The 17,123-nt window shown below is 70.0% G+C and carries 18 protein-coding genes; 17 read left to right on the top strand and 1 reads right to left on the bottom strand.

Translation table 11 applies throughout. The annotated features are described in order from the left end of the window. Nucleotides 1–6: 6 nt before the first annotated feature. A complete protein-coding gene (locus tag ASC92_RS09230; protein ID WP_056513664.1) occupies nt 7–402 on the bottom strand; it encodes a hypothetical protein in 396 nt (131 codons plus the stop codon). A gap of 734 nt (nt 403–1,136) precedes the next feature. Here ASC92_RS09230 and ASC92_RS09225 point away from each other — a divergent pair. The 17 genes from ASC92_RS09225 (at nt 1,137) to ASC92_RS09145 (ending at nt 17,118) form a co-directional block, all read left to right on the top strand. Continuing rightward, a complete protein-coding gene (locus ASC92_RS09225; RefSeq protein WP_056513661.1) occupies nt 1,137–2,318 on the top strand; it encodes a CaiB/BaiF CoA transferase family protein in 1,182 nt (393 codons plus the stop codon). A 61-nt stretch (nt 2,319–2,379) separates the two neighbouring features. After that, nucleotides 2,380–3,393 (top strand): AraC family transcriptional regulator, encoded by a 1,014-nt coding sequence (locus tag ASC92_RS09220; protein WP_056513658.1) that lies wholly within the window; start codon nt 2,380–2,382, stop codon nt 3,391–3,393. 102 nt (nt 3,394–3,495) lie between these two features. Next, entirely contained in the window at nt 3,496–4,998 is a 1,503-nt protein-coding gene (locus ASC92_RS09215; RefSeq protein WP_056513655.1) for a class I adenylate-forming enzyme family protein, read from the top strand. Then, nucleotides 4,995–5,414 carry a PaaI family thioesterase gene (locus tag ASC92_RS09210; RefSeq protein WP_056513652.1) on the top strand — a complete coding sequence of 140 codons (420 nt, stop codon included), beginning with the start codon at nt 4,995–4,997 and terminating at the stop codon, nt 5,412–5,414. The genes ASC92_RS09215 and ASC92_RS09210 overlap by 4 nt, the downstream gene beginning before the upstream one ends. Before the next feature lie 33 nt (nt 5,415–5,447). After that, the gene (locus ASC92_RS09205) at nt 5,448–6,428 is read left to right on the top strand and encodes a tripartite tricarboxylate transporter substrate binding protein (RefSeq protein WP_056513650.1); all 981 of its coding nucleotides are present in this window, start codon (nt 5,448–5,450) and stop codon (nt 6,426–6,428) included. Between the two features lie 8 nt (nt 6,429–6,436). Beyond that, on the top strand, nt 6,437–7,264 hold the full coding sequence (locus tag ASC92_RS09200; protein WP_056513646.1) for an SDR family oxidoreductase: 828 nt from the start codon (nt 6,437–6,439) through the stop codon (nt 7,262–7,264). After that, a complete protein-coding gene (locus tag ASC92_RS09195; protein ID WP_056513642.1) occupies nt 7,261–7,695 on the top strand; it encodes a PaaI family thioesterase in 435 nt (144 codons plus the stop codon). The genes ASC92_RS09200 and ASC92_RS09195 overlap by 4 nt, the downstream gene beginning before the upstream one ends. A gap of 133 nt (nt 7,696–7,828) precedes the next feature. Continuing rightward, the gene (locus tag ASC92_RS09190) at nt 7,829–9,013 is read left to right on the top strand and encodes a lipid-transfer protein (protein ID WP_200935963.1); all 1,185 of its coding nucleotides are present in this window, start codon (nt 7,829–7,831) and stop codon (nt 9,011–9,013) included. Nucleotides 9,014–9,103: 90 nt separating this feature from the next. After that, nucleotides 9,104–9,547, top strand: coding sequence for a MaoC family dehydratase N-terminal domain-containing protein (locus ASC92_RS09185; protein WP_056513637.1), 444 nt, complete (start codon nt 9,104–9,106; stop codon nt 9,545–9,547). A 14-nt stretch (nt 9,548–9,561) separates the two neighbouring features. Next, a complete protein-coding gene (locus ASC92_RS09180) occupies nt 9,562–9,990 on the top strand; it encodes a MaoC family dehydratase (RefSeq protein WP_056513634.1) in 429 nt (142 codons plus the stop codon). Between the two features lie 22 nt (nt 9,991–10,012). Continuing rightward, nucleotides 10,013–10,849, top strand: coding sequence for an SDR family NAD(P)-dependent oxidoreductase (locus tag ASC92_RS09175; RefSeq protein ID WP_056513631.1), 837 nt, complete (start codon nt 10,013–10,015; stop codon nt 10,847–10,849). Then, complete coding sequence (locus tag ASC92_RS09170) at nt 10,846–12,012, top strand: acyl-CoA dehydrogenase family protein (RefSeq protein WP_056513628.1); 1,167 nt, start codon at nt 10,846–10,848, stop codon at nt 12,010–12,012. The genes ASC92_RS09175 and ASC92_RS09170 overlap by 4 nt, the downstream gene beginning before the upstream one ends. After that, the gene (locus ASC92_RS09165) at nt 12,009–13,703 is read left to right on the top strand and encodes a long-chain-fatty-acid--CoA ligase (protein ID WP_056513626.1); all 1,695 of its coding nucleotides are present in this window, start codon (nt 12,009–12,011) and stop codon (nt 13,701–13,703) included. Before ASC92_RS09170 ends, ASC92_RS09165 begins: the two co-directional genes overlap by 4 nt. Continuing rightward, nucleotides 13,700–14,503, top strand: a complete 804-nt coding sequence (locus ASC92_RS09160) for an enoyl-CoA hydratase/isomerase family protein (RefSeq protein WP_056513623.1) — start codon at nt 13,700–13,702, stop codon at nt 14,501–14,503. Before ASC92_RS09165 ends, ASC92_RS09160 begins: the two co-directional genes overlap by 4 nt. Continuing rightward, a complete protein-coding gene (locus ASC92_RS09155; RefSeq protein WP_056513619.1) occupies nt 14,500–14,916 on the top strand; it encodes a Zn-ribbon domain-containing OB-fold protein in 417 nt (138 codons plus the stop codon). The genes ASC92_RS09160 and ASC92_RS09155 overlap by 4 nt, the downstream gene beginning before the upstream one ends. After that, entirely contained in the window at nt 14,913–16,094 is a 1,182-nt protein-coding gene (locus ASC92_RS09150; RefSeq protein ID WP_056513616.1) for a thiolase, read from the top strand. The genes ASC92_RS09155 and ASC92_RS09150 overlap by 4 nt, the downstream gene beginning before the upstream one ends. Nucleotides 16,095–16,125: 31 nt before the next feature. Then, nucleotides 16,126–17,118 (top strand): Bug family tripartite tricarboxylate transporter substrate binding protein, encoded by a 993-nt coding sequence (locus tag ASC92_RS09145; RefSeq protein ID WP_056513613.1) that lies wholly within the window; start codon nt 16,126–16,128, stop codon nt 17,116–17,118. Nucleotides 17,119–17,123 lie beyond the last annotated feature (5 nt).

Raw genomic sequence — 17,123 nt, 5'->3', positions numbered from 1 at the left:
GCACCCTTACTCAAACCGTATCTCGGCCACCGTAGGCGCGTTCGGTTCCCTGGTATTGGCATTCGCGAGGGCGCCGTCCTTTTCGATCCTGAACCAGTAGCGGCACCCGGTTCGCGAAATCATCGTCACGCACATTGCACCATCGGGGTTGAGAAACCATTTGCCCGACGCGCGGCCGGGGCCGCTTCGGTTGGCGAAGTCCACGCGACCATCGGAGTAGAACTGCCAGCTCGAGACCATGCCGGTCGCGAGATTGTTTGAAACGATGGGTTTGCCGATCAAGGTGCTCTCGATCTCGGTCTTGCTCAGAAACACGCGATCATGGGTGGGCGCCGAGTCATCGGAGATGGCGGGGACGGCAGCAACGCAAAGCAGCGTGCGGATGGCGTAGCGTGTGAACATGACATGCCCTTCTGACGTCGCCGGAAACGTCATTCGGAGGGGGCAAGCTCGACCAAAATATTGGCCCGTCGCGCTGAGGTGCACGCGGTGGCGAAGTTGTTCTTCGACAAGTCTGCTCAGTTAAATCATTTCCTCTAGTAGCGGTCGGCTGTCATCCAGCCATGTTCGATCGAATGCATGCGTGGATGCATTCATGTGCGGTTGCACGCGGGAGCTGGCGCCCCTCGGTGCGTGCACCGCTTGATCAATGAACGTTTTCGTTTTGCAGCCAGCAATCCAGGAAGGCGACACGCATCGCGATGCGAGCCATCGACTTCAATAGCGTTACAGGGCATTAACCAAAAAATGTCTGCCTTCCACAGCCTCTCGCGGCGGTTGTGGCCAGCAAGCGGATCGACAAAGGCGGTATTCGTTTCCAGGAATGACACAACTGTGCTCCCATTGCCCTTCGGGGAGTGACCGAAGAGCGGTCTGAGTTGGCGGTCGGGGCGACTGTGCAAGGCGCCGGAGACTGCGGGAAGCACTATGAAGGCGACTTGGACCTTGCTTGTATTTCGTTGTGTCCCACGTACTGTGCTTGTAGCACTCCGCACCCGGCGACACCTTCTGCTCGAAGCAGATCGCGCAGCATGCGCGCTCCGGCGAACGCAAACTCCGCCTGACGCTTTTCGCCAATCGCCAGGAGCAGTGCCGCCATTGCCGCGATGCACCGCGCCGCCTAGATTGCAGGCCATATGACCTCTTCCCCCGAATCCCCGGCGAGCGCGGCCAAGGGTGCGCCGCTCGCCGGCGTGCGCGTGCTCGACCTGACCCGCCTCTTGCCCGGACCGCTCGGCGCCATGCACCTGGCCGACCTCGGCGCCGATGTCGTCAAGATCGAGGACATCAGCGCCGGCGACTACGCGAGCCCCGCCGTGCGCGCGCTCGTCAACCGCAACAAGCGCGCGATCCGCATCGACCTGAAGCAGGCGCAGGGCGTGGCCACGCTGCTGCGCCTTTGCCGCGAGGCCGACGTGCTGGTGGAGGGGTTCCGGCCCGGCGTGATGCAGCGGCTCGGCGTGGGCTACGAAGCGGTGGCGGCCGTGAACCCGCGCATCGTCTACTGCAGCATCAGCGGCTTCGGCCAAACCGGGCCGCTGTGCGAGACGCCGGGGCACGACCTCAACTACGCGGCGCTCGCGGGCGTGGCCGACCAGATCGGCAATGCCGCGGGTCCGGCGCTGTCGAACCTGCCCGTGGCCGACCTGCTGGGCGGCACCATGACCGCGGTGGCCGGCATCCTGGCCGCGCTGTTCGATGCCGCGCGCAGCGGGCGCGGGCGACATGTCGACATCGCGATGGCCGATGGCGTGCTGGCCCATGCGGTGCTGCCGCTGGCCGGCCTGCACCAGCATGGCGAGGTGCCGCGCATCGGCCACAGCGCGCTGACGGGCGCGCTCGCCTGCTATGGCTTCTACCGCACCGCCGACGACAGGCAGCTTGCCGTCGGCGCGCTGGAGCCGAAGTTCTGGAACGAGCTGTGCCGCCTGCTCGAGCGCCCCGACCTCGCGCCCCTGCACCGCAGCGGCGATGCCACGACCGAGGAACGCCTGCGCGCGGAGCTCGCCGCCATCTTCGGCGCGCGGCCGCTCGCGCACTGGCGCGGCCTGTTCCACGACGGCGCCGGCTGCGTGACGCCGGTGCTGCGCATCGACGAGGCGCTGGCGCATCCGCATTTCCGCGCGCGCGGCATGCGCATGGCGCCCGATGCCGCGGCGGCGCCGCAGCTCGGCTGTCCCATCAAGATGACCGGCTTCGAACCGTGCGCCGCACGCCCCGCCCCGCGCGCCGGCGAGCACACCGACGAGATCCTGCGGCAGGCCGGACTCGACGCCTCGGCCGTGGCCGCGCTGCGGGCGGCCGGCGCCATCGGCTGAAGCACCCGGCGCAGGGTCGCTGCCTACAATCCCACCGGCCGGGTCGCAGCGGCCGCCATCGATGACGCCCACCCACCACACCGTTGCCATCCAGCAGGTGCACAGCATCCTGATGGGCGCGCGCCATCGCGGCGTCGATGCGGCGCGCGTGCTGGCCTGGGCGGGCATCGCTCCCTCGCTGCTGGAGTCGCCGCTGGCGCGCATCTCGCAGCGCCAGTACGCGCTGCTGATCCGCGCGCTGCGGCGCGAACTGCGCGACGAGATCTGGGGCCTCCTGAGCTGCCCGCTGCCTCCGGGCAGCTTCGGCCAATGCATGCGCCGGCTGGTGCGCTGCGCCACGCTCGGCGAGGCGCTGCGTGAAGGCTTCGCTTCCTACCACCTGCTGCTGCGCGACTTCGTGCCGCGCCTCACGGTGAAAGGCGGCAGCGCGCATGTGCAGTTCGTGCTGCGGCGCGCTTCCGATGCACGGCTCGACTACGCGGTGAAGGCCTTCATGCTGTTCGCCTTCAATGCCTCGTCGTGGCTGGTGGCGCGCCGCATCCCGCTGCTCGAAGTCGGCTACACGGCCGAACAGACCAACACCGAGACCTCGCGCGTCTACCAGGTGCCGATCCGCTACGGGCAGGCCCACGTCGGCATGTCGTTCGAGGCGCGCTGGCTCGACCTGCCGGTGGTGCAGTCGCCGCAGAGCCTGCGCGAATTCCTCGCCGGATCGCCTGCCAACCTGATCGTGAAGTACCGCGACACCAGCAGCCTGACCGAGCGCATCCGCCGGCTCTTGCGCAAGGGGCTGGGCAGCGAGCTGCCGTCGCTGGAGGAAGTGGGCGAGGCGCTCGCGGTAACGCCACAGACGCTGCGCCGGCGCCTGCGCGACGAAGGCCGCGGCTTCCAGCAGATCAAGGACGAGCTGCGGCGCGACGCCGCCATCGACTACCTGCTGCACACGCCGCTGCCGCTGCTCGACATCGCCAACCGCGTGGGCTTCTCGGAAGCCAGCACCTTCCACCGCGCCTTCAAGCAGTGGACCGGCGTGGCGCCCGGCGAATACCGGCTGACGCACGGCCCGGAACGCTGAGCGGTTTCGCCAAGCCCTTTGGCGCTTCCCGCCATGGGTGCGAGACGCGGTGCCGCCTAAGCTGTGCCTCATCTTCGCAACCAGCCGGCGGCTTCATTCATCGTGTACCTGACCCAAGGCCTGCATCGCGCGCTCCAGCGCCATCCCGACATGACGGCGCTCACCCACCTGAGCGAGACCGGCGTGCGCCGCCAGACGCATGCGCAGATGGCGGACGGCGTCGCGCGCCAGGCGGCCGCGCTGGCCAGGCGCGGCATTGCGCGCGGCGACCGCGTGGCGCTGCTCGCGCCCAACAGCGACCAGCTGGTGCGCGCCATCCTCGCGTGCTGGTGGCTGGGCGCCGTCGCCTGTCCCCTGAACATCCGCTGGAGCACGCCCGAGCTCGCGCATGCGTTGCAGGACAGCGAAGCCTCGCTGCTGCTCGTCGACGAAACCCTGCAGGCGCTGGCACCGCCCGACGCGCCCGCGCTCGCGCGGCTGGGCACGCTCGAAGACGAAGGCGCGGCGCTGGAGCCATTGCCCGACACGCGCACCGGCGGCGACGCGCTTGCCGCCATCCTCTACACCGGCGGCACCACCGGCCGCTCCAAGGGCGTGATGCTGAGCCACGCGAACTTCTGGACCGCGTCGATGACCCGCGGCGCCGAGCTCAACAACGCACCGGACTCGGTGTCGCTGCTGGTGGCGCCGCTGTTCCATGTCGCCGGCCTCGGCCGCCTGGTGGGCCAGCTGATCGTCGGCGGCAGCTGCGTGACGATGGCGCAGTTCCGGCCTGCCGCCGTCATCGAGGCCATCGCGGCGCACCGCATCGGCGACATCGTCGTGGTGCCCAGCATGCTGCAGTCGCTGCTCGACGATCCCTCGTTCACGCCTGAGCGCGTGCGCAGCCTCACGCGCATCGCCTTCGGTGCCGCGCCGATGCCGCCCGACCTGCTCGACCGCGCGCTGGCGGCATGGCCGCATGCCGAGTTCTTCCAGGCCTACGGCCTCACCGAAACCGCGGGCGCCGTGTGCATCAACCTGCCTTCGAATCACCGGCCCGAGGCGCGCGTGCTCGGCCGGCTGAACTCGGTGGGCCGCGCCGGCCTGGGCGCCGAGATCATCGTCGCTGACGAGCGCGGCCGCGAACTGCCGCGCGGCGAAGTCGGCGAGGTGCTGGCGCGCGGGCCGATGGTGATGCAGGGCTACTGGCGCAACCCCGAGGCCACGGTCGCGGCGCTGAAGGACGGCTGGCTGCACACCGGAGATGCCGGCCGCATGCTGGCCGACGGGCACCTGTTCATCGTCGACCGCCTGAAGGACATGATCATCAGCGGCGGCGAGAACGTCTACTGCGCCGAAGTGGAGGCCGCGCTGCGCAGCCATCCGCAGGTGAAGCAGGCGGCGGTCATCGGCGTGCCCGACGCGCGCTGGGGCGAGGCGGTGCATGCGGCGGTCGTGCTGGCCGACGATGCCCGTGCCGATGCCGACGAACTGCGCGCCTGGTGCCGCGAGCGCCTGGCCGGCTACAAGTGCCCGCGCGGCATCAGCTTCCTGCGCGAGCTGCCGCTGTCGGCTGCCGGCAAGGTGCTGAAGAACGTGCTGCGCGAACGGGTGCGGGCATGACACCCGTCACGGGCGCGGATCGCCGCAACCTGTTCGGCCAGGTGCCATTCATGCGGCTGCTGGAGGCGCGCCGCGAATACTCCGAAGGCGGCCGCGCACGCCTCGTGATCGACGCGCGGCCCGAACTCGGCAACGTCATCGGCGCGGTGCATGGCGGCGTGCTGGCCACGCTGCTCGACGTGGCCATGGCGAGCGCCGCCGTGTCGCTGTTCGACTTTGCGCGCACCGCCGTCACGCTCGACCTCCACACCAGCTTCCACGCACCGGGCCGCGGCCGCCTCACGGCCGACGGCGAAGTGGTGCAGCACGACGCCGGCATCGCGTGGTGCCGCGCCTCGGTCACCGACGACGGCGGCCGCGTGGTCGCGTGTGCGCAGGGTTCCTTTCGCTACCTGCCGCTGCCGCAGGCCGCCTGAACCGCGAATTCCAACGACAGGAGACACAACACCATGAACCGCACTTTCCGCTCGCTCGGCCGGCGCGGCGCGCTTGGCGCACTGATCGCCCTCGCCGCCAGCACAGCCGCCCCGGCCTTCGCCGCCGACCCTTACCCGAGCAAGCCGATCCTGCTCGTGCTGCCATTTCCGCCGGGCGGTTCCTTCGACCCGATCTTCCGCACGCTGGCCGAGGCCGCCTCCAGGGACCTGGGCCAGCCCATCGTGCTGATGCACAAGCCGGGCGCAGGCGGCGTCACCGGCACCGCATCGCTGGCGACCATGCACGAAGCCGACGGCTACACGATCGCGGTCATGCACAACTCGGTGATCCGCGCACCGCTGGTGCAGAAGGTGAGCTGGGACCCGCTCAAGGACTTCAGCTACCTGATCGGGCTGGCCGGCCTCGCCACCGGCATCGTGGTGGCCGCCGACGCGCCCTGGAAGTCGCTGCCCGAGCTGCTGGCCGATGCCAGGAAACGTCCCGGCGCCGTCAGCTGGGGCAACGTGGGCGCGATCAGCATTAACCGCATCTACGCCGAGCGCCTCGCCAGGCAGGCGGGCACCTCCTTCAACCTGGTGCCCTACAAGGGCGGCAGCGAAGCCTTCCAGGCGGTGATCGGCCGCCACCTCGACGTCTACGGCGATCCCGGCTTCGGGCCCCAGGTGCAGGGCGGCAAGGTGCGGCTGCTCGCCACCTTCACCGCCGAGCGCCTGAAGCGCTACGACACGCCGACCGTGAAGGAACTGGGCCATGACATGGTGATCGAGTCGCCGGTGGGCCTGGTGGCGCCGAAGAACCTCGATCCGAAGATCGCCGCCAGGCTGCACGCGGCCTTCGGCAAGGCTGCGGCGGACCCCGCCTACCTCCAGCAGCTGGAGCTGTTCGACATGCAGCCCAAGCTGATGACCGGCGAGAGCTATGCCGACTACGCCCGTGCGCAGTTCGAGCGCGAACGCAGGATGCTGGCCGAGATCGGCTTCAAGCCGGAGTGATCACAGCGATGAACCCCATTGATTTTTCCGCATTCGATTTCACGGGCCGCCACGTGGCCGTGGCCGGTGGCTCCAGCGGCATCAACTTCGGCATCGCGCAGGCCTTCGCGCGCGCCGGTGCGCGCCTCACGGTGCTCAGCCGCTCGGCCGACAAGGTGGCCGCGGCCGCGCAGCAGCTCGAAGCGCTCGGTACGCAGGCGCTGGGCATTCCGGCCGATGTGCGCCAGCCCGAGGCGCTGGAGAGTGCCTTCGCGCAGGGCGCCGAGCGCTTCGGCCCGATCGACGTGCTGGTCTCGGGCGCCGCGGGCAACTTTCTCGCGAGCGCGCTCGACATGTCGCCCAACGCTTTCAAGACGGTGGTCGACATCGACCTGTTGGGCAGCTTCAACGTCGCCCGGCTGGCGCATGCGCACCTGCGCCAACCCGGTGCCTGCGTGATCCAGATCTCCGCCGGACAGGCCTTCACGCCGACGCCCTTCCAGGCCCACGTGTGCGCGGCCAAGGCGGGGGTCGACATGCTGACGCAGGTGCTGGCGCTGGAGTGGGGTCCGCAAGGCATCCGCATCAACTCCATCGTGCCCGGGCCGATTGCCGACACCGAGGGCCTGAAGCGGCTCGCGCCCACCGACGGCACGATGGCCGCGATGGCCGAGCGCGTGCCGCTCAAGCGCCTGGGCCGCATCGAGGACATCAGCCGCATGGCGATGCTGCTCGCGAGCGACTGGGGTTCGTACATCACGGGCGCGATCATCCCCGTCGATGGCGGCCTCGCGCTGACGGGGCCGCGCGACTTCACGGCGGCCGCCGCCGCATCGAAGCGGGGAGCCGCGCCATGAGCCTGCACCTCGCGAGCGCACCGCCAGAAGGCGACGACCGGCCGCGCAGCGGGCCGCAGCGCCACGTGCCCTTTTCCGAGCACCTGTGCCTGCGCCTCGAGCGTGCCGAAGACGGCGAATCGCTGGTGTCGGTGGCGCTGCGGCCCGAACTGCTGAACAACCACGCCAGCGGCCACGGCGGCGTGCTGATGACCCTGCTCGACAGCGCCATGGCGCATGCCGCGCTCTCGCGCGTGGCCTACGCGCGGGAGGTCGTCACGGTCGACATGCACATCGCCTTCATGCGGCCCGCGGGCGGGCTGCTGCAGGCGCAGGGGCGCGCCACCGGCGGCGGCCGCTCGGTGTGCTTTTGCGAAGCCACCGTCACCGACGCCAACGGCGACGTGGCGGCGCGCGCGATGGGCACCTTCCGCTACCGCGACCCGGCGTGAGCGCAGCGCCAAGGGTGCGCCGGTGAACGTTTCGGCCAATCGTTTTGGGCCGATCCGCGATTGTTGAAGCCGGCGCGCCGGCCGAGACTTCATCCTATCGGCACAGCGCCCCACAGGAGTTTCCATGACACGTATGCAGCGCCCCGTCCATGTGGTCGGCGTGGGCATGATCCCCTTCACCAAGCCCGGCGCCAGCGACCCGTACACCGTGATGGGTGCGCGCGCCGCGAAGCTCGCGCTCGAGGATGCCGGCGTCGACTACGCACAGGTGCAGCAGGCCTACGTCGGCTATGTCTACGGCGACTCCACCGCCGGGCAGGCCGCCATCTACGGCGTGGGCTTGAGCGGCATTCCGGTGTTCAACCTCAACAACAACTGCTCCACCGGCTCCAGCGCGCTGTTCCTCGCGCGCCAGGCGGTAGAGAGCGGCATGGTCGAATGTGCCATCGCGCTCGGCTTCGAGCAGATGCAGCCCGGCGCCCTCAAGGGCGCCTACGACGACCGCCCCTCGCCGATGGCGCGCTTCGCCGAGGTGATGGCCGAGAAGCAGGGTTTCGTTCCCGAGGCGCCGCGCGCCGCGCAGTTCTTCGGCGGCGCCGGCCGCGACTACATGGCGCAGCACGGCATCCGCCGCGACACCTTCGGCCGCATCTCGGTGAAGGCGCGCCAGCACGCCGCGCGCAACCCGCTCGCGGTGTTCCGCCAGACGCTGACCCTGGACGAGGTGATGGCCTCGCCGCTGGTGTTCGATCCGCTCACGCGCTTCCAGTGCTGCCCGCCCACCTGCGGCGCGGCCGCGGCCGTCGTCTGCTCGGCCGGGTTCGCGCGCAAGCACGGCCTCGACATGCGCGTGGCGATCGCCGCACAGGCAATGACCACCGATACGCCCTCCACCTTCGAGAGCCGGGACATGCGCCAGCTGGTGGGCTACGACATGACCGCCGCCGCGGCCCGCCAGGTGTACGAAGACGCCGGCATCGGCCCCGAGGAACTCGACGTGGTGGAGCTGCACGACTGCTTCACCGCCAACGAACTCATCACCTACGAGGCGCTCGGACTCACGCCCGAGGGCACGGCCGAGCGCTTCATCGTCGAGGGCGACAACACGTACGGCGGACGCGTGGTGACCAACCCCTCGGGCGGCCTGCTGTCGAAAGGCCATCCGCTCGGCGCCACCGGCCTGGCGCAATGCGCGGAGCTGGTGTGGCAGCTGCGCGGACGGGCCGAGCAGCGCCAGGTGGAAGGCGCGCGCCTCGCGCTGCAGCACAACCTGGGCCTGGGCGGCGCCTGCGTGGTCACGCTCTACCAGGCCGTTTGACATGCCAGCCCCCACGCTTGTCACTTCGTGTACTGCACTGCCCCCCAAGGGGGCTCCAGCCGCCTTGGGGCGGCCCGGCGGTGGCTGGTCATGATCGACCGTCGCCACATCGGCCACACGCTGCCGCCGTTCCAGGTGCCGGTGGAGAAAGGCCGCCTGCGCTTCTTCGCCAAGGCCACGGGCCAGACCGACCCGGTCTACGTCGACGAGGCCGCCGCGCGCGATGCGGGGCACCCGGGCCTGCCGGTGCCGCCCACCTTCTTCTTCTGCCTGGAGATGGACGCGCCGAACCCCGCCGCCATCCGCGAGCTGCTGGGCATGGACTACCGCAGCCTGCTGCACGGCGAGCAGGGCTTCAGCTACCACGCGATGGCCTATGCCGGCGACACGCTGAGCTTTGAGCAGCGCATCGAAGACATCTACGACAAGAAGAACGGCGCGCTCGAATTCGTCGTGCGCAAGACCCACGTGCGCAACCAGCGGGGTGAACTCGTGGCCGAGCTGCGCTGCGTGACGGTGGTGCGCAACCCATGACCGGAAGCCCGACGATGACGACCGCCAATCTTCCCGGCTGGAACGCGCTGCGTCCCGGCGACGCCCTGCCCGCGCTGGAACTGCCGCCGATCAGCCGCCTCGACCTGGCGCTGTACTGCGGCGCCTCGGGCGACCACAACCCGATCCACGTCGACATCGACTTCGCGAAATCCGCCGGCATGCCCGACGTGTTCGCGCACGGCATGCTGTCGGCGGCCTGGCTCGCGCGCCTGCTGACGAACTGGGTGCCGCAATCGGCGATCCGCTCGCTCGACGTGCGCTTTGCCGCCCTCACCCACGTGGGCGAGCGCATCGCCTGCACCGGCACGGTCGCCGAGAAGTTCGAGCACGAGGGCCGGCGCAGCGTGCGGCTGAAGCTCGTGACGGCCAACCGCGAAGGCGTCGCCAAGCTGAGCGCCGAGGCACTCGTCGCCTGGCCCTGACACATCCCCGAGGAGACAACCCATGAACAGCAGCAACAGAAAACTCGAAGGCAAGGTTGCCATCGTCTCCGGCTCCGGCCGCGGCATCGGGCGCGAGATCGCGCTCAAGCTCGCGGGCGACGGCGCGCGCGTCGTCATCAACGACCTGGACGCCGAACCGGCCGCGCAGACCGTCAACGACATCGTGGCCGCGGGCGGCAGCGCCGTCGCCTGCCCCGGCAGCGTGACGGACAGCGGCTTTGCCGACCGCTTCGTGCGCACCGCTGTCGACAGCTACGGCGGCCTGGACATCGTCGTCAACAACGCCGGCTACACCTGGGACAACGTGGTGCAGAAGATGAGCGACGAGCAGTGGGAAGCCATGCTGGCCGTGCATCTGACCGCGCCGTTCCGCATCCTGCGTGCCGCCTCCGAGTTCATCCGCGAGGCAGCCCGGCGCGAGGCCGACGAAGGCCGCGAAGTGTTCCGCAAGGTGGTCAACATCTCGTCCACCTCCGGCGTGTACGGCAACGCGGGCCAGGCCAACTACGCGGCCGCCAAGGCCGGCATCAACGGCCTGACCAAGGCCATGGCCAAGGAATGGGGCCGCTACAAGGTCACGGTCAACAGCGTCGCCTTCGGCCTGATCAAGACCCGGTTGACCGAAGCCGATGCCAGCGCGGGTGCCAGCATCGACATCGAGGGCCGGCAGATCAGGGTCGGCGTCAACCCGCAGATCCTCAGGAACGCCGAGGCGCTGATTCCGCTCGGCCGCGGCGGTACACCTCAGGAAGCGGCCGGCGCGGTCTACCTGTTCTGCATTCCGGAGTCGAACTACGTGAGCGGGCAGGTGCTGGTCTGCGGGGGCGGCCGGCCATGACCAGCGGGGCCGTTGCCACGCGGCCGTGGATGAACGAAGAACTCGAGATGCTGCGTGCCAGCGCGCGCCGCTTCTTCGAGCGCGAGTGCGTGCCCCACGAGCCACGCTGGCGCGCGCAGCATCACGCCGACCGCGACATCTGGACCCAGGCCGGCCAGGCCGGCCTGCTGTGCGCCAGCATTCCGGAGGAATATGGCGGCGGTGGCGGCAGCTTCCTGCACGAGGCGGTGATCTGCGAAGAGCAGATGCGCGCCATGGCGCAAAGCTTCAGCAACAACGTGCACAGCGGCATCGTCGCCCACTACCTGCTGGCCTACGGCACCGAGGCGCAGAAGCGCCGCTGGCTGCCGCGCATGGCCAGCGGCGAGCTGGTGGCGGCCATCGCGATGACCGAGCCCGGCGCCGGCACCGACCTGCAGCGCATCAGGACGCAGGCGCGGCGCGACGGCGGCCACTGGCGCATCAGCGGCAGCAAGACCTTCATCACCAACGGCATGCACGCCGGCCTGGTCTGCGTCGCGGCCAGGACCGATGCGGCAGCCGGCGGCAAGGGCATCTCGCTGCTGATGGTGGAGACCCAAGGCACGGAGGGTTTCAAGCGCGGGCCGCTGCTCGACAAGATGGGCCAGAAGACGCTGGACACCACCGAGCTGTTCTTCGACGACGTGCGCGTTCCGGCCGACAACCTGCTGGGCGGCGAAGAAGGCCGTGGCTTCGCGCAGCTCATGCAGCAGTTGCCGCGCGAGCGGCTACTGATCGCCGTCGGCGCGGTGGCGACCATGCAGCGTGCCATCGGCGACACGCTCGACTACGTGCGCGAGCGCCAGGTGTTCGGCGAGCCGCTGCTGAAGATGCAGAACACCCGCTTCAAGCTCGCCGAATGCGAGACGCAGGCGCAGGTGGCGCGCGCCTTCGTGGACGACTGCATCGCGCGCCTGATGCGCGGGGAGCTCGACGTGCCCACCGCCGCCATGGCCAAGTGGTGGACCACCGACGCCTGCTGCCGCATCGTCGACGAATGCCTGCAGCTGCACGGCGGCTACGGCTTCATGAACGAATACCCGATCGCGCGGCTCTATGCCGACGTGCGCGTGGGCCGCATCTATGGCGGGGCCAACGAGGTGATGAAGGAGATCATCGCGCGGGCGCTGGAGAAGCGATGAGCAGCGCCCGGCCACCGCACTTCCGCTTCTGGCCCAAGGGCGTGGCGCGCGAGCTGCGCGTGCCGCGCGCCACACTGCCGGACTACCTGGACACGGCCGCGCGCCGCTATCCCGACAAGCCGGCCATCGTCTACTGTGGCGCGGCCACTTCCTATGCGAAGCTGCGCCAGCGCGTCGATGCGCTGGCCGGCTACCTGCAGCAGCGCCTCGGCGTCGCGCCCGGCGACCGCGTGCTGCTCGCAAGCCAGAACTGCCCGCAGTTCGTGACCGCCTTCTACGCCGTGCTGCGCGCCGGCGCGGTGGTGGTGCCGGTCAACCCGATGAGCAAGGCTGCGGAGGTGCGGCACCATGCCATCGACAGCGGCGCGCGCGTGGCCTGCGTCGCGCAGGACCTGCTGCCCACGCTCGCCCTGGGCGAAGGCGACGGCGAGCTGCGTGCCGTGCTCGTCCATGCCTACGCCGACGCCATCGACGCGGCGACGAGCGACGACGCATTGCCCGACTGGGTCACCGCGCCGCGCGCTCCGCTCGACCACGCGCGCCTGCACGGCTTCGAACAGGCGATCTCGCTCGGCCTCGCGCCCGCCGCCCTGCCCCTGTCGCCCGACGACCTCGCGGTGCTGCCCTACACCTCGGGCACGACCGGCCATCCCAAGGGCTGCATGCACACGCATGCGACGCTTTTGGCCTCGCTGGCTTCCTCGGCGGTGTGGAAGCAATTGCACGTCGAGACGGTTACCCTCGCCGTCGCGCCGCTGTTCCACATGCTGGGCCTGCAGAACGGCATGAACCTGCCGATGTTCCTCGGCGCCACCGCGGTGATGATGCCGCGCTGGGACCCCGCGATGGCCGCGCGCCTGATCGAGCGCCATGCGGTCACCGCCTGGTCGGCGCCGCCGGCCATGGTGATCGACCTGTTCTCCCATCCCGAAACCGGGCGGCGCGATCTCTCCAGCCTCGCGCTACTGTCGGGCGGCGGCGCCGCGATGCCCGAGGCCGTGGCCGCGATGCTCGCGCAGCGCCACGGCCTCTCGTACAACGAAGGCTACGGCCTGACCGAGACCGCCTCCTTCCTGCACGCCAACCCGCCCGCGCGCGGCAAGCGCCAGTGCCTGGGCATGCCGACGCAGGGCGTCGATTCGCGCATCGTCGACCCGGTCAGCTTCGAGGAGCTACCGCCCGGCGAAACGGGCGAGCTGGTGACGCGCGGCCCACAGGTCATGAAGGGCTACTGGCGCAACCCCGAGGCCGACCGAGACGCCTTCGTCGAGATCGGCGGCCAGCGCTTCTTCCGCACCGGCGACCTCGCGTCGATGGACGAAGAGGGCTATTTCTTCCTGCGCGACCGGCTCAAGCGAATGATCAACGCCTCCGGCTACAAGGTCTGGCCCACCGAAGTGGAGAACGCGATGTACGAGCATCCGGCCATCCACGAGGCCTGCGTGATCGCGGTGCCCGACGGCAGGCGCGGCGAATCGGTGAAGGCGCTGGTGGTGCTGAAGCCGCTGCAGCGCGGCCGCGTCGGCGAGGAGGAGATCGTCGCATGGTGCCGCGAGCGCATGGCCGTCTACAAGGCGCCGCGCGTGGTCGAGTTCCTCGACAGCCTGCCGAAGTCCGGCACCGGAAAGATTCTTTGGCGCGCGCTGCAGGAAGCACATCGCGCCGCCGTCCAGGAGCAAACACACCCATGAACGACTTCACCGCGCTGCGCTGCGAGCGCCACGGCAGCACCGCGCTGCTGACGCTGGACTCGCCCGCCAACCGCAATGCCTTCACCCCCGCCCTGCGCGACGAGTTGGCGCAGGCCATCGCTCAGGTGCGCGGCGATGCCGGCGTGCGCGCACTGGTGCTCGCCGGCGCCAACGGCCAGTTCTGCTCGGGCGGCGACCTGCGCGGCATCGCCGACGCGAAGCTCGACAACGCCGGCTGGCGCGAGCGCATGCAGGCCACTCAGCGCTGGTTCAGCGAGCTGATCCTGCTCGACAAGCCCGTGATCGCGGCAGTCGATGGCGCCGCCTATGGCGCGGGTTTCAGCCTGGCGCTCGCGGCCGATTTCGTGCTCGCGAGTCCGCGCGCGCGTTTCTGCATGTCGTTCCTGAAACTGGGGCTGGTGCCGGACTGCGGTGCCTTCTACACCCTGCCGCGCGCGGTGGGCTCGCAGCGCGCACGCGAGCTGATGCTGTCGGCGCGCGAGGTCGGCGCGGCCGAGGCGATCGAGCTCGGCATCGCGATGGAACTGCACGCGTCCGAACAATTGCTGCCGCGCGCGCTGGCGCTGGCCCAGGGCTTTGCTGGCGCCTCGCCGCTGGCGGTGAGCCTGGTGAAGCGCGCCACCGGCGATGCGGGCGCGCTGGCCGCGCTGCTCGACACCGAAGCCAACGTGCAGGCGCTGGCCTTCGGCAGTACCGAGCACCGCGAGGCAGTGAACCGTTTCCTGGACAAGAAGCCATTGCCATTCCAGTGGCCGGCCAACAAGGAGCAAGCCGAATGAGCAGCAGCAGCGAATCGACGATCACGCAAGACAAGGACATCGGCGTGCAGGCCTTTCATCAACACGAACTGGACGCCGGCCGCTTCCTGCTTCAGCGCTGCGGCGACTGCGGCCGCCACGTCTACTACCCGCGCGAGAGCTGCCCGCACTGCGGCGGCACGGCGCTCGAATGGAAGGCGCCGGGCGGCCTCGGCACCGTGCATGCCGTGACGACCGTGCGGCGCAAGCCGGCCGAAGGCGGCGACCTCAACGTGAGCCTGGTCGAACTCGACGAGGGCGTGCGGCTCATGAGCCGCATCGAGAACCTCGCGCCCGCCGCGGTGCGCATCGGCCAGCGCGTCAAGGCGCGGGTGCAGCTGAAGGACGGCCGCGGCCTGGTGCTGTTCGACGCCATCGAAGGAGCCGCGCGATGAACGCGGAACTGAAGGCCTTGCGCGGCAGCGCGGCCATTGCCGGCGCCGCCACCTTCGGCTGCGGCGAGACGCCGGGCTTCACCGACATGGAGCTGCTGGCCCGCGCCGCACACGCGGCCGTGGCGGATGCGGGCCTGCGGATGCGCGACATCGACGGGCTGTGCACCGCGAGCGCCTCGGCCGCGATGTGGGCCCTGCCGGTGGTCGAATACCTGGGCCTCAACCCGCGCTACATCGACGGCACCATGCTGGGCGGCAGCAGCTTCATCGCGCACCTGCTGCCCGCGATGCAGGCCATATGTTCCGGCCAATGCAGCGCGGTGCTCATCTGCTACGGCAGCGCACAGCGCAGTGCCGCCTTCGGCCGGCGCGAGATCGTGGCGGCGCGCCGCTTTCTCGATCCGCAGCCCTACGAGCATCCCTACGAACCGATGCTGCCGGTGTCGGCCTACGCGCTGGCGGCTTCGCGCCACATGCACGCGTTCGGCACCACGCGCGAGCAGCTGGCCGACGTGGCCGTGGCCGCGCGCGCCTGGGCCGGGCTCAATCCGGAAGCCTTCATGCGCGAGCCGCTCACGCGCGACGACGTGCTGGGCTCCCGCATGGTGTCGGACCCGCTGACCGTGCGCGACTGCTGCCTGGTCACCGACGGCGGCGGCGCCTGCGTGCTGGTGAGCGCCGAGCGCGCCAGGGACCTGCCGAAGAAGCCGGTCTACGTGCTGGGCAATGCCACGGCGGTGTGGAACCGGCAGATCTCCTCGATGGCGGACCTCACCGTCACGGCGGCCAGCCAGTCGGGCCGAGAGGCCTTCGCGATGGCCGGGCTCGGCCCCGGGGACATGGACGTCGTGCAGCTGTACGACGCCTTCACGATCAACACGCTGTTGTTCCTCGAAGACCTGGGCTTCTGCCCCAAGGGCGAAGGCGGCCGCTTCGTGGCCGATGGCGCCATCGCACCGGGCGGCCGGCTGCCCGTGAACACCAACGGCGGCGGACTGTCCTGCGTGCACCCCGGCATGTACGGCATCTTCGCGCTGATCGAGGCCGTGCGGCAATTGCGCGGCGAATGCGGCGAGCGCCAGGTGAAGAACGCACGGACCGCGCTCGCGCATGGCAACGGCGGCATGTTGTCGAGCCAGGCCACCGCGATCCTGGGTACGGCCGAAGCGCTGCGTTGAGTTTTCCCACCCCCGAAGAGGAGACAAGCCCATGAAGACGACATCGATGCGGGTGCGCAGGCTCTGCGCGGCCGCAGGCCTGGCAGTCCTGCTCGCCGCGCCGGCGCTGGCGCAGACGGCTGCGCAGCACGCCTATCCGAGCCAGCCCCTCAAGCTGATCGTGCCTTACCCCGCCGGCGGCGCCACCGACACGCTGGCGCGCACCATCGGGCAGAAGCTGCAGGAGGCCTGGGGGCAGCCGGCGCTGGTGGAGAACCGCCCCGGCGCCGGCGGCACCATCGGCAACGGCTTCGTCGCCAAGGCCCCGGCCGATGGCCACACCGTGCTCATTGCGATCACCGCGCTGATCCAGCAGCCGCCGCTCATGGAGAAGCTCGCCTACGATCCGCTGAAGGACTTCGCGCCCGTCACGATGATCGCGCGCAGCCCCAGCATGCTGGCCGTGCCGCTGGACTCGCCGGCCAGGAACCTGAAGGACTTCATCGCGATGGTGAAGCAGAGCCCCGGCAAGTACAACTTCGGCAGCTACGGCGCCGGCACCTCGTCGCACATCCAGGGCGCGCTGCTGAACATGCAGGCCGGCATCGACCTGGTGCACGTGCCCTTCCAGGGCGCCGCGCCGCTGGTCACCAACCTGGTGGGCGGCCAGCTCGCCTCGGCCTTCATCGACAGCGCCACCGCGCGCCCGCATCTCAAGTCGATGCGCCCGCTGGCCGTGACCGGCACGCAGCGCATGCCCGGCCTGCCCGACGTGCCCACCTTTGCCGAGCTGGGTTATCACTCCTTCGACCCCTACGGCTGGTTCGGCGTGTTCCTGCCCGCTGCCACGCCCGCGCCGGTGGTGCAGAAGTTGTCGGACGAGATCGACCGCATCGTGCACCTGCCCGACGTGAGCGCGAAGATCGAGGCGCTGGGCCTGCAGGTGGCCGGCGGCAAGCCCGAAGCCTTCCAGAAGGTGGTGCGCGCGGATGCCGCCATCTACGCGAAGATCATCAAGGACGCGAACATTCGCCTGGCGCCCTGAAGCCG

Source organism: Variovorax sp. Root411 (genome assembly GCF_001425205.1).
GTDB lineage: Bacteria > Pseudomonadota > Gammaproteobacteria > Burkholderiales > Burkholderiaceae_C > Variovorax.
This window is presented reverse-complemented; position numbering and strand designations above follow the sequence as displayed.

What these genes read in the sequence shown, in the direction of transcription:
- ASC92_RS09230 (WP_056513664.1), bottom strand. Translation starts at nt 402, where the DNA reads ATGTTCACACGCTACGCCATCCGCACGCTGCTTTGCGTTGCTGCCGTC.
- ASC92_RS09225 (WP_056513661.1), top strand. Translation starts at nt 1,137, where the DNA reads ATGACCTCTTCCCCCGAATCCCCGGCGAGCGCGGCCAAGGGTGCGCCG.
- ASC92_RS09220 (WP_056513658.1), top strand. Translation starts at nt 2,380, where the DNA reads ATGACGCCCACCCACCACACCGTTGCCATCCAGCAGGTGCACAGCATC.
- ASC92_RS09210 (WP_056513652.1), top strand. Translation starts at nt 4,995, where the DNA reads ATGACACCCGTCACGGGCGCGGATCGCCGCAACCTGTTCGGCCAGGTG.
- ASC92_RS09205 (WP_056513650.1), top strand. Translation starts at nt 5,448, where the DNA reads ATGAACCGCACTTTCCGCTCGCTCGGCCGGCGCGGCGCGCTTGGCGCA.
- ASC92_RS09200 (WP_056513646.1), top strand. Translation starts at nt 6,437, where the DNA reads ATGAACCCCATTGATTTTTCCGCATTCGATTTCACGGGCCGCCACGTG.
- ASC92_RS09195 (WP_056513642.1), top strand. Translation starts at nt 7,261, where the DNA reads ATGAGCCTGCACCTCGCGAGCGCACCGCCAGAAGGCGACGACCGGCCG.
- ASC92_RS09190 (WP_200935963.1), top strand. Translation starts at nt 7,829, where the DNA reads ATGCAGCGCCCCGTCCATGTGGTCGGCGTGGGCATGATCCCCTTCACC.
- ASC92_RS09185 (WP_056513637.1), top strand. Translation starts at nt 9,104, where the DNA reads ATGATCGACCGTCGCCACATCGGCCACACGCTGCCGCCGTTCCAGGTG.
- ASC92_RS09180 (WP_056513634.1), top strand. Translation starts at nt 9,562, where the DNA reads ATGACGACCGCCAATCTTCCCGGCTGGAACGCGCTGCGTCCCGGCGAC.
- ASC92_RS09175 (WP_056513631.1), top strand. Translation starts at nt 10,013, where the DNA reads ATGAACAGCAGCAACAGAAAACTCGAAGGCAAGGTTGCCATCGTCTCC.
- ASC92_RS09170 (WP_056513628.1), top strand. Translation starts at nt 10,846, where the DNA reads ATGACCAGCGGGGCCGTTGCCACGCGGCCGTGGATGAACGAAGAACTC.
- ASC92_RS09165 (WP_056513626.1), top strand. Translation starts at nt 12,009, where the DNA reads ATGAGCAGCGCCCGGCCACCGCACTTCCGCTTCTGGCCCAAGGGCGTG.
- ASC92_RS09160 (WP_056513623.1), top strand. Translation starts at nt 13,700, where the DNA reads ATGAACGACTTCACCGCGCTGCGCTGCGAGCGCCACGGCAGCACCGCG.
- ASC92_RS09155 (WP_056513619.1), top strand. Translation starts at nt 14,500, where the DNA reads ATGAGCAGCAGCAGCGAATCGACGATCACGCAAGACAAGGACATCGGC.
- ASC92_RS09150 (WP_056513616.1), top strand. Translation starts at nt 14,913, where the DNA reads ATGAACGCGGAACTGAAGGCCTTGCGCGGCAGCGCGGCCATTGCCGGC.
- ASC92_RS09145 (WP_056513613.1), top strand. Translation starts at nt 16,126, where the DNA reads ATGAAGACGACATCGATGCGGGTGCGCAGGCTCTGCGCGGCCGCAGGC.